The following is a 16192-nucleotide window of genomic DNA, read 5'->3' as shown; positions in this document are numbered from 1 at the left end:
AGCAGGCGGCGCGGAGGCGGCCGCGTCGCGGGGCGGGCGGCGTCGCGGCCGGCGCGCGGCCCGCCGGTCAGCGCCGGTCGGCCCCGCGCCCCGGCCGCCGCCGCCGCCGGTGGAGCGCGACGGCCAGCGCGAGCGCCGCGGCGCCGAGGCCGAGGACCGCGAGGAGCAGCCCCGTCGCGCCCCAGCGGCGCAGCGGCCCCGGCGCGGCCTGCCCCGAGGCCTCCGCCGGCGGCTCGTCGCCCGCGCCCTTGGGCCGCGCGAGCGGGACGAGCGCGCGCCGCGCGGCCGCCGCCTCGGAGAGCGCGCGGCGGACGCCGGCGGCGTCGAGCGAGGCGCCCGCCGGGATCAGGGCGCGCAGCGCGGCCCTGCCCTCGAAGAACGCGGCGCCCTCGCTGCTCCACGCGGCGGGCGAGGTATCGAGCGCCTCGTCGAGCGCGGCCGGGATCACCGCCTTCACGATCGCGTCCGCGGCGCCGGGCGACGCCGACCTGGCCAGCGCGATGTAGCCGGCGTCCTGGATGCCGCGGCGCAGGCTCTTCAGGCGCATCGAGGGGAGCACGCCGGCGAAGCCGACGGAGCGGGAGGCGAACCGCCCGCGCTGCGTCCCGGGGTAGAGCAGCATGCCGTCGCCGAGGCAGGCGTCGCCGTCCCGGTTGTGGAAGTTCTCGGCGACCGTGAACGGGTCGACGGGCCCCTTCCCGCCGCGGTTGCCGTCGTGCCAGAACGCCGTCTCCCAGAGGAACCAGCGGCCCACCTCGTGGGTCGCCGCGATCCAGCCGTCGGCCATGAGCCCGGTGAGCGGCGCGTCGATCATGAAGGTGCCGGTCCGCGGCAGCGCGCCGTTGTACACCCAGAGCCGCTTGCCGGCCTCGCGCGCGGCCCGCGCCCACGCGGAGTCGAAGCGGTTGGCCGGCGTGAGCACGAGGTCGACGTCCTGCTGCAGCGGGTGCACCTCGCCGCACGAGTGCCCCACGAGGATGCGCGACGACAGGCGCGAGCCGCGGACGAGCCGGCGCCACCCGGGCCCGCGGGGGCTCTCGCACTGCTCGTCGACCGCGTAGAGCATCACGTCGTCCACCGCCGGCGGGAGGCTGTCGGCGACGGCCTCGACGCGGCGGAGCGTCTCCTCCTTCGGGTCGCCGAAGCCGCCGTACGCGCCGAGCGCCACCGCGGCGGGCGGGACGCCCTGGCCCGGCCCGCTGTAGCCGCGCTCCTTCGTGTAGAGCGAGCCGTCGATGGCCGGCCGCAGCCGCTCGACCTCGGCGGGGCTCCGGACCGACGCGAAGCCGTCGACGTGGTGCTCGTGCAGCAGCTGCCAGAGCTGCTGCTCGACGGCGGGTCCGTCGCCGATCCGCTCGGCGACGCGGTCGATCTCGTAGAAGGCGATGAAGTCGACCGGGCCGTACGGCAGCGTCGCCGGCGCGACGTCGAGCCTCAGATCGAGCGACGCGAGCTCGCCGTGCGAGGCCGAGCGGACCACCACCTTGCCCTCGTGGAGGCCGGGGGCGGCGCCCTCCGGGACGTGGAGGTCGACCCAGATCGCCCGGGTCTCGCGGGAGCCCACCTCGAGCGGGTACGGCGCCCAGGGCGGCGCGAGCTCGACCGGGATCAGCGCGTCGGGGAGGAACCCGAGGTGCCTGTCGTCCGGCGGCCGCGCCGCCGGGCTCCACCCGAGCGACTCCAGGGGTCGCTGGTCGTTCCGCGAGCGCTGCCGGATCTCGACGTAGTGCTCGACGAAGCGGGCGATCGAGATCGCGTCCGCGGGCGCGGCGCCCGGGGCCTGCTGCTGCGCCGCCGCCAGCGCCTCGGGCGGCGCGCCCACGCCGGCCGCGGGGGCGAGCCCGGAGAGCTCCACCGTGACGCCGCGCACGGGCTCGGCGCCCGCCTCGACGATCACCTGGAAGGCGACGACCTCCGCGCGGAGCGCGCCGAGCCGGAGCGGCTCGCCGGGCCGGAAGAGCGCGTTGCCTTCGCCGCGCGAGAGCGGCAGGCCGACGTCCTCGCGCCGGACGCGCGTGCCGTCGTCGGCCACCCAGACGAGCGCGCGCTCCGGCTGCGCCTCGCCGGCGGCGGCGCTCGCGGGCATCGCGGACTGCGCCAGCGCAGAGAGCAACGCGGCGGGAAAGAGCGTGAAGGGTCGCGGCATGGCGCTCGGCTTTCCGGGGAGGAGCGGCCGCCGAGATCGGCGGCTGCGCGATGCTAGGGGCTCCGGGCCGCGGTTGACAGCGGGGCCGGGCTCGGGCCATGTCGCGCCGTGGATCTGACGCGAGCCGCACTCCTCGCCGGCGGCGCCGCCGTGGCCGGCGTCATCAACGCGGTGGCCGGGGGCGGCACGCTCGTGTCGTTCCCCGCGGCGATCGCGGCGGGGCTCTCGCCGCTGCCCGCGAACGCGACGAACGCCGTGGCGCTCACGCCCGCGTCGCTCGCGTCAGCGTGGGCGTACCGCCGCGAGCTCGCCCGGGACTACCGGGTCCTCGGCGTCCTCTTCCTGCCGTCGCTCCTCGGCGGCGTCGTGGGCTCGGCGCTCCTGCTCGTGACGCCGCAGCGCGTGTTCGACGCCGCGGTGCCCGGGCTCGTGCTCGTCGCGACGCTGCTCCTGCTCTGGCAGAACCTGCGTCCGGCGAGGCCCTCGGCGCCGGCGAAGCCCTCGGAGAAGGACGGCGCGGCGGAGGAGTTCACCCTGCCCTCGCGGCCGTGGCTCGTGTTCCTGCTCCAGTTCCTCGTGAGCGTCTACGGCGGCTACTTCGGCGCGGGCATCGGCATCATGATGCTGGCGCTGCTCTCGTCGTTCGGCGGCAACGTGGACATCCACCGGCTGAACGCGATCAAGACCGTGCTCGCGAGCCTGATCAACGGGGTGGCCGCGCTCGCGTTCCTGTTCGCGGGCGCGGTCGATCCGGTCGCCACGCCGATCATGATGGCGGCGGCGGTGGTCGGCTCGCTCGCCGGCGCCGTGGTCGCCCGGCGCATCGCGCCGAGCAAGGTGCGGTGGTTCGTTGTCGCGCTCGGGCTCGTGCTCACGGCCAAGCTCGGGTGGGACCGGTTCGGCCCGCCGGCCCGGCGCGCGCGCCCGGAGCCCCCTGCTCAGACCGTCGAGCGCGGCGCGACGGCGGCGCGGGCCGGCCTCGCGCCGACGAGCACCGGATAGAGCGCCCCCGCGAGCGCGCCGCCGGCCAGCGGGGCGAGCCAGAAGAGCCAGAGCTGCGACAGCGCCCACCCGCCGACGAACAGGGCGGGACCGGTCGAGCGCGCCGGGTTCACCGAGACGTTCGTGACCGGGATGCCGATCAGGTGAACGAGCGTGAGCGCGAAGCCGATGGCGAGGGGCGCGAACCCGACCGGGGCGCGGAGATCGGTGGCGCCGAGGACCACCACAACGAAGCCGAAGGAGAGCACGATCTCGGCCACGAGGCTCGCGACGAGCGAGTAGCCGCCGGGCGAGTGCGCGCCGTAGCCGTTCGAGGCGAAGCCGTCGCTCACGGCGAACCCGGCGGAGCCGCTGGCGATGACGAAGAGGATCCCTACGGCGACGATGGCGCCGGCGACCTGGGCGAGGATATACGGCAGGAGGTCTCGCGCCGGGAAGCGCCCGCCGACCATCATCCCGAGCGTGACGGCGGGGTTGAAGTGAGCGCCCGAGATGTGGCCGACGGCGTACGCCATCGTCAGCATGGCGAGCCCGAACGCGAGCGCCACGCCCGCGAAGCCGATCCCGAGCCCCGGAACCGCGGCCGACAGCACGGCGCTCCCGCAGCCGCCGAGCACGAGCCAGAACGTCCCGAGAAACTCCGCGGCCGTACGCCTGGACAACGACAGTTCCATCTCCCCCTCTCCTGTGGCCGGCTTTCCTCCGTGCGGCGCGAAGCGCGGCGGAGACCGCCGAGGCGACGCTCCACCTGCGCTTCGTGCACGTTGGATGAGCCCAGGCGCGCCGCGTTGCTTCCGAACGGCGCGAGGCCCCCGCCGGTGCGTCCGGCGGGGGCCTCGCGCTGCGGGCATCGATGCAGCCGGCTCGCTGGCTCGGGCGAGGTTACAGGCCGACGAGCTGGGGCGGGCAGCTGTACGCGTTGCCCATGTGGGTGACGTCGGTCTGCTCGCCGGAGATGCTGTCCCGGTCGCCGGAGATGGTGGTGCCGGCGTTCGTGTTCTCGAGGACCACGTAGTTGCCGCCCAGATCGTGGGCCTGGTTCTTCATGTCGTTCACCGCCCCCTTCTGCAGGTTGGCGTTGCTGGTGAACTTCCCGGAGAGCGAGCCGCCCTGCTCTCCGATGAGCGTGCCGAGGAACCGGCACCCCTCCGGGGCGGGCTGCTTGGTGACGATGACCTTCTCGGCGCCCGGGTTGAGCTCCACGGCGGCGCAGGCAGGCAGGGTCATGCAGGAGAGGAGGACGAGGGCGAACGCGCGGTAGGTCGTGGTCTTCATGTCAAGTACCTTCTGCCGATAGCTACGGACGCGCTGCGGCGCTTCTTCCTCGCGGCGCCGCCGGTTGGGCAGGGTTCCGACGCCGGTTGACGGCGGCCGGTCCGGGGAGGCGGTGCCTCACCGGTCCTCGATCCTCCGCAGCCGGTACGCTCGCCCGTCCCACAGGGAGAACGGCCGCTCGCCGCTCACCAGGACGTCGAACCCGTGGCGGGCGGCGAGCCGCGCGACGTCCGCCGCGTCGCGCGCGAGGTCGCCCCGGTAGGAGTAGCTCAGGATCGCGAGCTCCCCGCCCGGCCGCAGCCCCCGGCGCGCCTCCGCGACGTGCCGATCCACGACCGCCTCGCCCGCCGCCACGAGGTACGGGAACGAGTCGACCGCGTACACGAGATCGAAGCGGGAAGACGGCGCGTCGCCGAGATCGACGCCCGACGAGACCGCGAGCACGACGTTCGGCAGCCCAGCGCAGCGGCGGCGCGCGGCCTCGATCATCCGCGGCGCGACGTCGAGCCCCCACGCCTCGCGCACCCGCGGCGCGAGCGCCGCCTCGAAGCGGCCGATCCCGCAGCCTATCTGCAAGATCGCGCGGTCCTTCCCGAGCGCGCCCCACCGCTCGAGGAGCTCGACCACCTCCCCCGTCGCCCGCTCGAGGAGCGCCGGATCGCCGAGCGAGTACGCCGCGACGCTCGCCTCCTCCGAGCGCGCGCAGAGCTCGTCGAAGAGCCGCGCGGCGCGCGCCGGCGCGTCCGGCCCGGCGACGCCCGCGTCGCGGTGCGCGCCCAGCATCTCCGCCACGGTCGCGCACGCGGCGCGCCGCTCATCCAGGCAGCGGCGCAGCGCCTCGAGCCGCGCGGCCGCCTCCCCCTCCCCCGCGGCGGGCCGCGCGGCCTCGATCGCGCGCGCCGCGTCCGCGAGGCCCCCGGCCGCGCCGAGCAGCCGCACCAGGCCGACCTCCGGCGACGCCTCGCCGGCCATGACGGCCCTCACCGCGCCCTCGAGCGCGCCCTGCCCGGCCTCCCGCCCGGCCTCGCGCGCGCGCCGGTGCCGCAGCCGCCGGCGGTACGTCCAGCGGTCGACGGCGCCCCACTCGTACTTGTACGGCTCGCGGCCGCGGAGGAAGTCCACGGTCCGCGCGCCCTCGGCCGCCGCGTGCTCGAGCGCGCTGGCGAGCATCACGAGCCCAGGGCTGTACCACGCGAACTCCGGATCGAAGCCGGTGATGTACGACGCCATGCCGCCCCGCTCGGCCAGCCCGTAGAGCGACGCGATCACCCGCCCGTCGAGCCGCAGGCCGAACAGCCGCAGCGCGCCCCGCGCGCACAGCCCCCGCGCGACCGCGCGGTGGAACGGCCGGAGCGCCTCGTCCAGCACCCCGCCCTCGCCGCGCGAGACCCAGCGCGCCCGGTGGTTCGCGAACAGCGCGTCGAGCAGCTCGTCCACGCTCGACGCGTCGGCCACGTCGACGCGCAGCGCACCGGCCTTCGCGAGCCGCTTCCGCGCGCGGCTGACGCGCGCGCGCATCCCCGGCGAGAACAGCTCGTCCGGCCCGGCGCCCTCCGGGATCGTCACCCTCGGACACGCCTCGTGCTTCTCGATCTCGTCCGACCAGCCAGCGGGCGCCTCGGCCGCGAACAGGGGCGAGGCCCCGCGCAGGTCGTGGAGATCCGCGACGTCCCAGGCGTCCGCGCGCTCGTCCAGGTACGCGAGCACCGCCTCCGCGACCGCGCGCTCGTACCCGGGCGCGGCCAGGACGTCGTTGTAGTCGGTGATCCCGGCGCCGAGCAGCGCGACGAGGCGCTCCCCGCGGTCGTGGTGGATCGCGAGGGGCGCCAGGCCGACCAGCCCCTGCTCCGACCGGAACGCCAGGGCCAGCACCTCCTCGGGCCCGAGCTCGCGGCACCACGGGATCAGCCACTCCGGCCGCTGGAACACCGTCGCCGCCGGGCATCGCTCCCACAGCGCGCCCCACGGCTCCCGCAGCGCCTCGAGCGCCTCGCGGCGGTGCAGCACCTCAACGTCGAGTCGTTCGCTCACCTGGCCTCCGGGAGGCGGGCTCTCCGCGGAGAGCGCCGCCCGGAGGCGCTCCGCCGGGCTCCCGGCCCCTCTCGGCGCCGTATCCTCGCAGAGGCGAGCGGCCACGCAACCTCCGGGCGCTAGCCCGGAGGCGGCGCGGCGAGCACGCGATAGAGGCTGCCGTCCGCGCCCTCGACGGCGAGCTCGACGCCCGGGCACGAGAGCGAGGCGCCCCTCGGCACGATCACCCAGCGCGGCGCCGGCGCGCTCGCGAGGATCGGCGCGAGCGCGCCGCACGAGAGGGGCCCCGCCCCCGCGTAGAAGCCGGAGAGGAGCCCGAGGCGGCGGTCCCACTCGAGCACCTCCCGGTCCGCGTACGGGTGCGACTTCCAGTCCGCGAAGATCGCCGCGGGCGCGTTGAGGCGCAGGTGCTCCCAGGCCGGGGGGCTGACGATCACGTCGGTCGCCGCCCCGCGGCGCTGCGCCTCGCGGGCGAGCGCGACGCCCGGCTCCGTGCGCGGCCGCATGCGGTGCAGCCCCTGGCGCACGGCGATGGCCGTCGCGATCACCCACGCGCCCGCGGCGATGCCCGGCAGGACGCGCCGCGCTGGGCGGCGCATCAGGCGGCCGAGGAGCGCCGTGAACAGCACGGCGGTGGAGAGCGGCACGAGCCAGGTGGAGATCCGCCACGGGAAGGCGAGCCGCAGCGTGTACAGGCGCGGAAACGCGGCGGCCGCGAGCGTGCCGAGCACGCAGACGGCGGCGTACGCGCCGAGCAGCGCCTTGCCGGACCGCCGCGCGATCAGGAGGGCCGCCGCGACGATCAGCGCGCACAGGACGGCCCCGGCGTCGAACCAGAGCTGCGGGATCGTGTGGTGCGGGATGCGCTCGTCGGCGAGGATCCGCTGCGCGGCCCGGAACGTCGCGGGGTCGGAGGGGGCGAACCGCGTCGCCGTCCAGAGGAGCGGGGGCGCGAGCACGGCCCCGGCGAGCGCGGCCGCGACCGCCTTGCGCCGCCGCGGGGCGCCGCGATCGAGCGCGAGCGCCGCGCCGACGAGGAGCAGCACGGAAGGGATGTACGTGGGGTGCATGACCGCCGCCAACGCGGCGATCGCCGCGCCGGCGCGCGGGCGCCCGCGGAGCAGCAGGGCGAGGCCGACGAGGAGGAGCACGCCGAAATTCGCCGGCTGGAGGAAGTTGCGGAGCACCTGCTGGTCGGCCACCCCCGCGAAGCCGTATTGAGCGCGAGGGCTGGCGAGCCACGCGACCGCGAGCGCGCAGGCGACGACCCACCGCGGGGCGCGCGGCGCGCCGTCCGGCACGAGCGCCTCGGCCGCGAGGACGAGCGCCGCGAGGCACGCGGCGACGAGGACGGCGTTCAGCGCCGGCAGGATGCCGGGGCCGGCGAGCGCGAGCAGCGGGGCCACGAGCCCCGTGAAGAACGGCGTGGGATCCGCCGTGTGCGCGAACCAGTCGGACGCGAGCTCCGGGTAGGCGCCGGAGCTCCGCGCCGCGTGCACGAGGTACGTGTTCTGGTTGGACACGAACGAGCGCGACATCGACGCGACCGCCCCGAAGACGGCGCACGGCGCGAGCCACGACCAGGCGCGCCCCGCGGCGTCGTGGTCCGCGCGGGGCGCGTCCTCCGGATCGGGCGCTGGTTCGGCCGCGGGTCGCTTTACCTTGGTGGCCGGCAGCACGGAGGCCGCGAACCTACCACGGCCGCGCGCTCAGGTGTGCCCGAGCACCGGGTGCGGCGACGTGCGGAGATCGTCGGGTGCCGCGTTGCCGCTCAGGCGCCCGCGCGCGCGACGGCGAAGATCAGGTGACGTCGCAGCCGGATCCCCTCCGGCGCGCGGCGGCGCTCGAGCTCGGCCTCGAGCGCCGCCTTGACCCGCGCGGCGTCCTCCGGAGCCAGGTTGGACAGGAAGTTGCCGAACGAGCTGGCCAGGTTGAACGCGATCACGTCGTCCGTGGCCGCGAAGTGGTCCGTGAAGGTGCGGATCTGGAGCGCCGGATCCTCGAAGCCGGCGCGCAGCAGGGTGCTCTTCAGCTCGTCGGAGGTCACCTTGTAGGTGGTGTTGCCGAGCGTCTCCGCGGTGCCGGCCAGGCCGAGCGACGACAGCGCGCCCTCGAGCACCCCTTCGAACTCGTGCGGGCGCTCCTTGGCGGCCGAGCTGATGCCGAGGCGCCCTCCCCGCTTGAGCACGCGGCGCGCCTCGCGCAGCGGGCCGAGCTTCTCGGGCAGCCAGTGGAGCACGCTGTTCAGGAACACGACATCGAAGCTCCCGGCGGCGAACTGCGAGAGATCCTCGGCCTGACCGACGGTGGCGCGGAAGTTCGGCCGGCGCTTCTTGTTGGCCAGCTCGACGCGGAGCGGCAGCGGATCGACGCCGGCCACCTCGCCGGACGGGCCGACCAGCTCGGCGACATGGGCCCCGAGCCGACCGGTCCCGCAACCGACGTCGAGGACGCGCTCGCCCGGGGAAATCTGGAGATCTTCGATGAGCAGCTTTCCGTGGTTGAACTGCCGATCGCTGACGCGATCGTACGTCTCGGCCAGGACAGCTGAATCGAGCGCAAGGCTGACCATCGTGGCTCCTTGGGAGAGGAGGTGAAAATGGGTGAAAGGCGGCTCCGAACCGGGAGATCTCGCCGATCACCGCGTGTCTGTTATCGAGGACAATAGTCCGCGATAGCGGACCGAGCAAGCGCGATCTCGGTCGCGGCGCGCGACGGCGGCGATGCGTCCGAGGCGCGCCGTCCGCGAGGGTGGCGCGGGCCCGTCGACGCCGCGCGCGTCCGCGGCGGCGCTGGCCGGGGTTCGCGGTCGCGGGCGGGCGTGATAGGGTGCGTGCCTACACCTGGACGGACGAGGGTTGACTCATGAGCTGGGTAGATCAGTATCGCGCATTGGCTCGCTACAACCTGTGGATGAACGACAAGCTCTATGCGCTGGTCGGCAAGCTCGACGACGCGGAGCGCAAGCGCGATCGCGGCGCCTTCTTCAGGTCGATCCACGGCACGTTGAACCATCTCCTGCTGGCCGACCGCCGGTGGATGGGGCGCTTCACCGGCGACGAGGAGCGGTTCACCTCGCGCGACGCGAGCGGCAAGGCCATCGAGTTCACCGCGCTGTCGCAGGAGCTCTACGCGGACTTCGACGATCTCTCCCGCGAGCGCGCCAGGACCGACGCGGACATCGTCGCCTGGGTGCACCAGATCGATGAGCAGGCGCTCTCGGGCGACCTGACCTTCGCGCTGAGAGGGACGGTCCTCACCAAGCCGCTCTGGTGGGCCGTGGGCCATTGCTTCAATCATCAGACCCATCACCGCGGCCAGGTGACCACCCTGCTCACGCAGATGGGAATCGACCCCGGCGTGACGGATCTGTTCGCGATGCTGGTGGAGGAGAAGCCCGCGCCGTGACGCGCGCGGCGCCTCGCGCCGAGCGCGGCGGCGGAGCCCCGGGCACGCCGGCGAGGCCGCCGCTGGGTCACCGGGCGGCGCGCCGCCTCGTGTCCTGTCGCACCTGGCCCGCCGCCTTGGCCTCGGCGAGCGGGTTGCGCGCCTCGGCGGCGCGCAGCCGCTCGAAGCGCTCGATCACGGCGCGATCGCCGCCCTGCCGCAGCGCCCTCGCCAGCACCACGCTCTTGGCGAGCCGGATGAACCGCAGCTGGTGCGCCGACGTCACGTCCTCGATGTCCCTCCTGCCCGCGCCGGGCCCGAACTCGCGATCATAAGTCGCCCGCAGCCGGTGCTCGCCGCGGAGGCCGAGCGCGTCCGAGAGGCCCTCGAGGGCGGCCCGCTCGGCCGGGCTCGCCCACGAGAGGACCCTGGAGTAGGGCGTCGCCATGGTCTCGTGATCGGGCTTGTTCACGAAGCGGCGGAGGAACACATCGGACGTCGCGACCGGCACGTCGCCGGTCTCCTGGTGGAGGAGGGCGTACGCGAACGCCTCGTTCATCCCCACGAACCGGTTCTGGTCGAAATCGGCGCCGTCGACGCGGTTGCCGAGGCGATCGACGCCCGAGAGGGCGGCGAAGAAGTAGCTGCTGAAGTCGGTGTAATCCGCCTCGTTGATCTCGGGCGTGCAGCCCGACGCGGGGCGGTCCCGGGTCGCCGCGAAGAACCCCACGACGTCGCGCTCGACGAGCTCGCCGTCGGGCCGTCCGCCCTCGAAGATTAGGTTCGCGAAGGCGCCGGAGAAGCACTGGGCCATGACGAGGACGACGGGCGTGTCGTCGGGCAGCTGCTCTATGCGGGCGGCGAGGTCGCGCACGGACAGCCCCCCGCCGCCCCAGAGGTCGAACACGTTGTTGTCGAGATCGCGCCGCGGATCCGGGCTCCCGTGGCCAGCGAAGTACAGGAGCAGCGGGTCGGCCGGGCGCGCGCGGACGAACTTGCGCCAGATCGCGTCGAACCCCGGGCGGGTCGTCGCGCCGTCGATGCGCGGCAGCCTGGGCGCGCGGTAGCGCATGCGGAGGCCGTCGAGGAACTGCACGCTCCGCGTGCCCCGGCTCCCGTCGGCGAAGAGGACGCGGCGCTCCACCGTGGCCGGGAGCAGCGACTGGAAGTACCGGACGTGGCCTTCGATGGCCACCTGGTTCATGGGCGGCCGCGGGCCGCCGCCCACCACGAGGGCGCGCCAGGCCGCGGGCTCGGGCTCGGGCGCGACCGGCGGAGGCGAGGGCGCCTCCGGCGCGGCGCGCGCGACAGGCGGCGCGGGCTGCGGGGGGCGCGCGGGCTGCGGGCGGCGCGCGGGCTGCGGGCGGCGCGCCGACGACGGGGTGGGCCCGGGCCGCGGCGAGCGCGCCGACGGCAGGGCGCGCCCGGGCCGCGGCGCGCCCGTGGCGGCAGCAGCCCGAGGAGGTCGAGGCTCGCGCGCGGCCGCCGCCGTCGCGGTCGCCGTGGTCACGGCGAGCACGGCAGCTCGGAGCAGCAGATGGTACGCGGCGGTCACGTGCTCGGCCTCGGCAGCGCGGCTCGCGCCGCTCGGTTCTAGGTAGCACCCCCCCGGCGCTCGCGCAGCGGGTGGACGCGCTGGCGCGCTGCGGCGTGGACCTCGCTCGTCCAGTCGGCGCGCCCAGTCGGCGCGCCGGGCGCCTACTTGGCCAGCTTCATCACGAAGCCGCTCTCCTCGGTCCAGTAGATGCTGGTGCCGTCGACCGCCAGGTCGTTCGGCGATACGCCCGAGATCACCACGACCGCCTCGCCGCCGTCGACAGGCACCCTCTTGATCTCGCCGTCGGCCACGTTCACCCAGTACACGTGGGTCCCGTCCACCGCGATGGAGAACGGGGACGCCTGGCCCGTGGCGAGCGCCACCGGTGTGCCGCCCGCCTTGGGCACCTTGTTCACGGAGCCCACGCCCGGCCCCTCGCCCGGGGTCGTCCAGTACACGGTGGTCGCGTCGAGCGCGACCTCGTGCGACTCGAAGTATCCGGTCGCGAGGATCACGTCCTCGCCCCCCCCGATCGGCACCTTGCGAATCGTGCTCGCGTCCGCGTTGGTCCAGTAGACGTGGGTGTCGTCGATCTCGAGGCGGCGGGAGCCGCTGCCCACGGCGAGCTGCACCGCCTCCCCTCCCCCGATCGGGACCCGCTTCACCGCGCTGTCGTCGCCCACATAGATGCTCGTCGCGTCCAGCGCGAGGCCCATCGGGAGGTTCAGCCCGGTCGCGAGCGGCACGGGCTCGCCGCCTTCGAGCGGCGCCCGGTAGACGGTGCCGAGCTCGGCGCAGGTCCAGGTTGCGTCCGTCGCGCTCACCTCGATCCCGAACGACGGGCAGCTCTCGGCGATCGTGACCGCCTCGCCGCCGTCGATGGGCGCACTCATGATCTCGTCCGTATCCCGGTGCGTCCAGTAGACGTGGGTCGCGTCCACCGCGATGGCGAGGGGAGCGCCGGCCGCCGCCGCGAGCACGACGGGCTGGCACGCGGCGTCGCTGCACAGCCCACCTCGGCAGCCGTGGCCGCAGGCGCCGCAGCGCAGCCCATCGCTGCTCGGATCGGCGCACGTCGCTCCGCTGCCGCCAGCGCCGCCGCTGGCTGTCGCGCCGGGGACGTCGATCTCCAGCACGCACCCGAGCGCGAGCACCGCCGCGCTCGACGCGAGCGCGGCGCGCGATGCCCCCGCAGCCCATCGCCGGCGCCCGCGGAGCGGCGAGCGCGCAACCCTCGACGAGGGCGCCTCTTGTCGTTCGTCTGAGCGCATCTTCATAGAGCTCCGCGCGTCGCGCAGCCTCCACCGAGCAGCTAAAACCTTGCCGGCGAGCGGGTCAAGCGCCGTACCCGCGTACACTCGACACCTGCGCCCGACACTACACAGCGGACGGCGGCTTCCTCAGGACCTGATCGGGTCGGCAGCATTTCGCCGCAGTCGAGGCAGATTGCCTCGTCGCGCCCGCGCTCGGCCACGGCAGAGCTCCCTTCCTTTTCGGCTCGGTCTCATCATGATAACGCAGAGCTCGCACGCGCGGCGCGCGCGACGGCAGCGCCCGACGGCGGGGCGGGCTCGTACCGCGCCACGCGTGTGCGCCGCTGAAGGCCGACTACGGCTGAGCCCGTCCATCGCCCGTGCGGATCTTCTCATGGTCCTCTGGCACGCGGGTTGCCGTTCTCGATCCAATCGACGTACGAGCACAGGAGAGAGACCATGTCGGCCAATTCATCGAAGATGACGATCGATCACGACGAGATCCGCCAGTGGGCCGAATCGCGCGGAGGCCGCCCGGCGACGGTGAAGAGCACCGAGAAGAGCGGCGAGCCCGGCATCCTCCGCATCGATTTCCCCGGTTACAGCGGGGAGGGCTCCCTCGAGGAGATCTCGTGGGACGACTTCTTCGCCAAGTTCGAGGAGTCGAACCTCGCCTTCGTGTACCAGGAGAAGACGGCGGACGGGCAGACGAGCAACTTCTCCAAGCTGGTGAGCCGTCCGGAGGACATGGTCCAGAAAGCCAAGGCCACGTCCGGCGCCGCGAAGGGCGGCAGCAAGGCGAAGGCGAGCGGCGCGAAGGGCGCAAAGGGCGGGAGCGGCGGCGGCGAGCTGGACGTCGAGATCGAGGTCCAGATGGACCTCGACAAGGAGCCCGGCGGCGCCGAGCAGCGGCCGCACGCCAAGCAGGCGCGCGGAAAGGGCGGCGGGCAGGCGGGCGAGGGCGCGCAGGAGATCGAGGTGGAGCCCCAGATCGACCTCGACGAGGACGAGGAGGAGCGCGGCGGCGCCGAGCAGCGGCCTCGCGGGAAGCAGGCCCGCGGCAAGGGCGCCGAGGACGACCACTCGTCCCACATGACGATCGACCACGACGAGATCCGCGCGTGGGTCGAGGCGCGCGGCGGCCGCCCGGCGACGGTCACGCGGACCGAGAAGAACGGGGAGCCCGGCGTCCTCCGGATCGATTTCCCGGGGTACAGCGGGGAGGACACGCTCGAGGAGATCTCGTGGGACGACTTCTTCGCCAAGTTCGAGGAGTCGAACCTCGCCTTCGTGTACCAGGAGGCCAAGGCGAACGGCGAGCCGAGCTACTTCTCGAAGCTGGTGAGCCGCCCGGCCGACACGGGCGGCAAGCAGGCGAAGCAGGGCAAGTCGAGGTCCAGGAAGGCGGCCTGACCCCGGAGATCGGGTGAGGAAGCTCAGCGCCGGCGCGCCGGCGCGCTCGGCGTGACGTCGGGCGCGGGGGGCGCGGGGGGCGCGCCGCGCGCGTGCTTGCGCTGCCACGCGGCCCCGTGCGCGAGCAGCGCGTCCCGGAGCGCCGCGGGCCCGCCCTGGAGATCGACGCCGCGCCGGTGGACGACGCAGAAGACCTTGCGCGGCAGCTCGGGCAGCGGGCGCGCGACGAGGCCGCGCGGGAGGCGGCAGCAGGCGTTGACCACGGCGACGCCGACGCCGAGCCGGACGAAGTGGAGCATCAGCTCCCAGCCGTTCGCCTCGACCGCCGGCTCCCAGCGGACGCCCGCCGAGAGCAGCGCCTGCGCCAGCGCGGCCCGGTGAGGCCGCCCGGGGCCGGGGACCACGAGCCGCGCCCCCTCGAGATCGCGCAGATGGACGCGGCGCTTCCGGGCGAGCGGGTGCGCCTCGGGGACGACCAGGACCTGCTCGACCTCGGTGAGGCGGTCGGCGGCGAGCCCGTCCGGCGCGCCCTCGAGCGGCGCGACGCCGAGGTGCGCCTCGCCCGCCACGACGGCGTCGAGCGTGGCCTCGCGGTCGCGCGTGAGCAGGCGGAGCGGGGCGACGGCGCGCGCGGTGAAGGCGCGGATCCCCTCGCCGAGCAGGTACAGGTACGAGCCCTCGCCGGCGCAGAGCACGACCGGCTCCCGGCTCTCGCCGTGGCGAAGGACGTCGAGGAACGAGCGCGTCCGCTCGCCCACCTCGCGCCCGAAGGCGGCGACGCGCTTGCCGTCGGCCGTGAGCTCCAGCCGCTGCCCGCGCCGCTGGTAGAGCGTGACGCCGAGCGCCTCGCCGAGCTTGCCGATCTGGGCGTGGAGCGCCGGTTGCGAGACGTGCAGCGCCCGCGCCGCGCGGGTGAAGTTGAGGTGCTCGGAGAAGACCACGAAGGCGCCGAGCCAGTCGAGGTTGAGCATGCCGGGACGCTATCGCGAAACGCGATAGCGTATCCAGAAATACTTCTTCCGGCGGATAGTGGGGTGTCTATGCTTCTGTCGTCCGACGTTCGAAAGGATGGAGCTTGACGATGGGCCGCGATCGCTTGACCGACATGAGCAAGAAGCTCTCCTGGCTGCTCCGCCACGGGGCGCCCTCGATGGGCGTCGCCATGGACGAGGCGGGCTGGGTGGCCGTGGACGACGTGCTGCGGGCGCTGGGGATACCGCGCTCGCTGCTCGACGCGGTCGTGGAGACCAACACGAAGAACCGCCTCGAGATCCGGGGCGACCGGGTGCGCGCCTCGCAGGGGCACTCGCGCGAGGGGATGCCGGTGACGCTCGCCGGCCTGGAGGCGTCGTGGGAGGAGGTGCTCGGCGACGCGTCGATCTGGCACGGCACCAGCGTGGACGCCGTCCGGAGCATCGCCCGCGAGGGGATCCGGCCGGCGGCGCGCACGCACGTGCACTGCACCGACGCGCCGGGCAGCGCGGTGGGCAAGCGCGCGCACGTCGACGTGATGCTCGAGATCAGCCCCGCGCGGCTCCGGGCGCGCGGCGTGCGCGTGTTCCGGAGCCAGAACGGCGTGATCCTCGCGCGGGAGGTGCCGGCGCCGTGCCTCGTGGGGCTCGTGCCGATCGCGGCGCGGGCGAAGCGGGAAGCGGACGCGCTGCGGGCGCTGATCGGCGGGGGATGAGGGCGGCGCTGGCGCTAGCGCGCCCCCTGCTCGCGCGCATCCGGGAGAGAAGGCCCACCCTTTTCCGCGAGCCACGCGAAGGCCGCCGCCGGTTCGCGCAGCACGACGTCCGAGCCCCAGCCGATCACGCGGAGCGCCCCTGTCGCGTCGAGCCCGAGCAGACCGACGCGGAACAGGCGGCCCCGGAGCTCGAGCGCGCACTGCCCCAGGCTCGGCACCCGGAAGCGCTCCGGCGGCGCCTCGAACGCGAGGAGACGCGCGAGCTCGGCGACGTCGGGGCCGCGCAGCTCCACGGCGGGCGCTCGGGCGAGCGGCCCGTGCTCACCGAGCTCGCCCGGGTAAACGCGCACCGCGCGCGTCTTCGACCACAGCGCGTCGAGCGCCGTCTTCGAAGGGTCAGGCCCGGTCGTGTCGGGCCAGGGGAGACGCGCGGGGACGTGAGGGAGACGGGGCGCCGGCAT

Annotated in this window: 14 protein-coding genes; 4 read left to right on the top strand and 10 right to left on the bottom strand. The window is 74.7% G+C overall.

The window, feature by feature from the left end; genetic code table 11:
* Nucleotides 1-67 precede the first annotated feature (67 nt).
* Entirely contained in the window at nucleotides 68-2146 is a 2079-nt protein-coding gene (locus NQZ70_RS12035) for a glycoside hydrolase domain-containing protein (RefSeq protein ID WP_129574350.1), read from the bottom strand.
* Nucleotides 2147-2254: 108 nt separating this feature from the next.
* Here NQZ70_RS12035 and NQZ70_RS12030 point away from each other — a divergent pair, with 108 nt between their 5' ends.
* On the top strand, nucleotides 2255-3148 hold the full coding sequence (locus tag NQZ70_RS12030; RefSeq protein WP_129574349.1) for a sulfite exporter TauE/SafE family protein: 894 nt from the start codon (nucleotides 2255-2257) through the stop codon (nucleotides 3146-3148).
* Here NQZ70_RS12030 and aqpZ read toward each other — a convergent pair.
* The 5 genes from aqpZ to NQZ70_RS12005 all read right to left on the bottom strand — a co-directional run bounded on the left by aqpZ (nucleotide 3085) and on the right by NQZ70_RS12005 (nucleotide 9026).
* A complete protein-coding gene (gene aqpZ, locus NQZ70_RS12025) occupies nucleotides 3085-3822 on the bottom strand; it encodes an aquaporin Z (RefSeq protein ID WP_129574348.1) in 738 nt (245 codons plus the stop codon). The genes NQZ70_RS12030 and aqpZ overlap by 64 nt on opposite strands.
* A 208-nt stretch (nucleotides 3823-4030) precedes the next feature.
* Nucleotides 4031-4423 (bottom strand): DUF4156 domain-containing protein, encoded by a 393-nt coding sequence (locus tag NQZ70_RS12020; RefSeq protein WP_129574347.1) that lies wholly within the window; start codon nucleotides 4421-4423, stop codon nucleotides 4031-4033.
* Between the two features lie 117 nt (nucleotides 4424-4540).
* Complete coding sequence (locus NQZ70_RS12015; protein ID WP_129574346.1) at nucleotides 4541-6454, bottom strand: GNAT family N-acetyltransferase; 1914 nt, start codon at nucleotides 6452-6454, stop codon at nucleotides 4541-4543.
* 119 nt (nucleotides 6455-6573) lie between these two features.
* Nucleotides 6574-8133, bottom strand: coding sequence for a DUF6798 domain-containing protein (locus tag NQZ70_RS12010; RefSeq protein ID WP_129574345.1), 1560 nt, complete (start codon nucleotides 8131-8133; stop codon nucleotides 6574-6576).
* Nucleotides 8134-8225: 92 nt separating this feature from the next.
* Complete coding sequence (locus NQZ70_RS12005) at nucleotides 8226-9026, bottom strand: class I SAM-dependent methyltransferase (protein WP_129574344.1); 801 nt, start codon at nucleotides 9024-9026, stop codon at nucleotides 8226-8228.
* Nucleotides 9027-9319: 293 nt separating this feature from the next.
* Between NQZ70_RS12005 and NQZ70_RS12000 the strand changes: the two genes are divergently transcribed.
* Nucleotides 9320-9862 (top strand): DinB family protein, encoded by a 543-nt coding sequence (locus NQZ70_RS12000; protein WP_129574343.1) that lies wholly within the window; start codon nucleotides 9320-9322, stop codon nucleotides 9860-9862.
* Nucleotides 9863-9929: 67 nt separating this feature from the next.
* Here NQZ70_RS12000 and NQZ70_RS11995 read toward each other — a convergent pair whose 3' ends face one another.
* On the bottom strand, nucleotides 9930-11396 hold the full coding sequence (locus tag NQZ70_RS11995) for a hypothetical protein (RefSeq protein WP_129574342.1): 1467 nt from the start codon (nucleotides 11394-11396) through the stop codon (nucleotides 9930-9932).
* A 143-nt stretch (nucleotides 11397-11539) separates the two neighbouring features.
* Nucleotides 11540-12655: a hypothetical protein gene (locus NQZ70_RS11990; RefSeq protein ID WP_129574341.1), complete on the bottom strand. Its 1116-nt coding sequence runs from the start codon at nucleotides 12653-12655 to the stop codon at nucleotides 11540-11542.
* A gap of 435 nt (nucleotides 12656-13090) precedes the next feature.
* Between NQZ70_RS11990 and NQZ70_RS11985 the strand changes: the two genes are divergently transcribed.
* The gene (locus NQZ70_RS11985) at nucleotides 13091-14044 is read left to right on the top strand and encodes a hypothetical protein (protein WP_237245245.1); all 954 of its coding nucleotides are present in this window, start codon (nucleotides 13091-13093) and stop codon (nucleotides 14042-14044) included.
* Between the two features lie 23 nt (nucleotides 14045-14067).
* Here the strand turns inward: NQZ70_RS11985 and NQZ70_RS11980 are convergent, their stop codons facing one another.
* Nucleotides 14068-15015, bottom strand: a complete 948-nt coding sequence (locus tag NQZ70_RS11980; RefSeq protein ID WP_129574340.1) for a LysR family transcriptional regulator — start codon at nucleotides 15013-15015, stop codon at nucleotides 14068-14070.
* A 110-nt stretch (nucleotides 15016-15125) separates the two neighbouring features.
* Here NQZ70_RS11980 and NQZ70_RS11975 point away from each other — a divergent pair, with 110 nt between their 5' ends.
* Nucleotides 15126-15731 (top strand): RNA 2'-phosphotransferase, encoded by a 606-nt coding sequence (locus tag NQZ70_RS11975; protein ID WP_129574339.1) that lies wholly within the window; start codon nucleotides 15126-15128, stop codon nucleotides 15729-15731.
* 14 nt (nucleotides 15732-15745) lie between these two features.
* Here the strand turns inward: NQZ70_RS11975 and NQZ70_RS11970 are convergent, their stop codons facing one another.
* Entirely contained in the window at nucleotides 15746-16192 is a 447-nt protein-coding gene (locus tag NQZ70_RS11970; protein WP_129574338.1) for a hypothetical protein, read from the bottom strand.

This window comes from Sorangium sp. So ce836, assembly GCF_028553905.1.
GTDB lineage: Bacteria > Myxococcota_A > Polyangia > Polyangiales > Polyangiaceae > Sorangium > Sorangium cellulosum_D.
This window is presented reverse-complemented; position numbering and strand designations above follow the sequence as displayed.

Excerpts from the sequence above, each read along its gene's own strand:
- NQZ70_RS11990 (WP_129574341.1), bottom strand. The coding sequence starts at position 12,655 with ATGAAGATGCGCTCAGACGAACGACAAGAGGCGCCCTCGTCGAGGGTT.
- NQZ70_RS12035 (WP_129574350.1), bottom strand. The coding sequence starts at position 2,146 with ATGCCGCGACCCTTCACGCTCTTTCCCGCCGCGTTGCTCTCTGCGCTG.
- NQZ70_RS12005 (WP_129574344.1), bottom strand. The coding sequence starts at position 9,026 with ATGGTCAGCCTTGCGCTCGATTCAGCTGTCCTGGCCGAGACGTACGAT.
- NQZ70_RS11980 (WP_129574340.1), bottom strand. The coding sequence starts at position 15,015 with ATGCTCAACCTCGACTGGCTCGGCGCCTTCGTGGTCTTCTCCGAGCAC.
- NQZ70_RS11985 (WP_237245245.1), top strand. The coding sequence starts at position 13,091 with ATGTCGGCCAATTCATCGAAGATGACGATCGATCACGACGAGATCCGC.
- NQZ70_RS12020 (WP_129574347.1), bottom strand. The coding sequence starts at position 4,423 with ATGAAGACCACGACCTACCGCGCGTTCGCCCTCGTCCTCCTCTCCTGC.
- NQZ70_RS11970 (WP_129574338.1), bottom strand. The coding sequence starts at position 16,192 with ATGCCGGCGCCCCGTCTCCCTCACGTCCCCGCGCGTCTCCCCTGGCCC.
- aqpZ (WP_129574348.1), bottom strand. The coding sequence starts at position 3,822 with ATGGAACTGTCGTTGTCCAGGCGTACGGCCGCGGAGTTTCTCGGGACG.
- NQZ70_RS11975 (WP_129574339.1), top strand. The coding sequence starts at position 15,126 with ATGGGCCGCGATCGCTTGACCGACATGAGCAAGAAGCTCTCCTGGCTG.
- NQZ70_RS12000 (WP_129574343.1), top strand. The coding sequence starts at position 9,320 with ATGAGCTGGGTAGATCAGTATCGCGCATTGGCTCGCTACAACCTGTGG.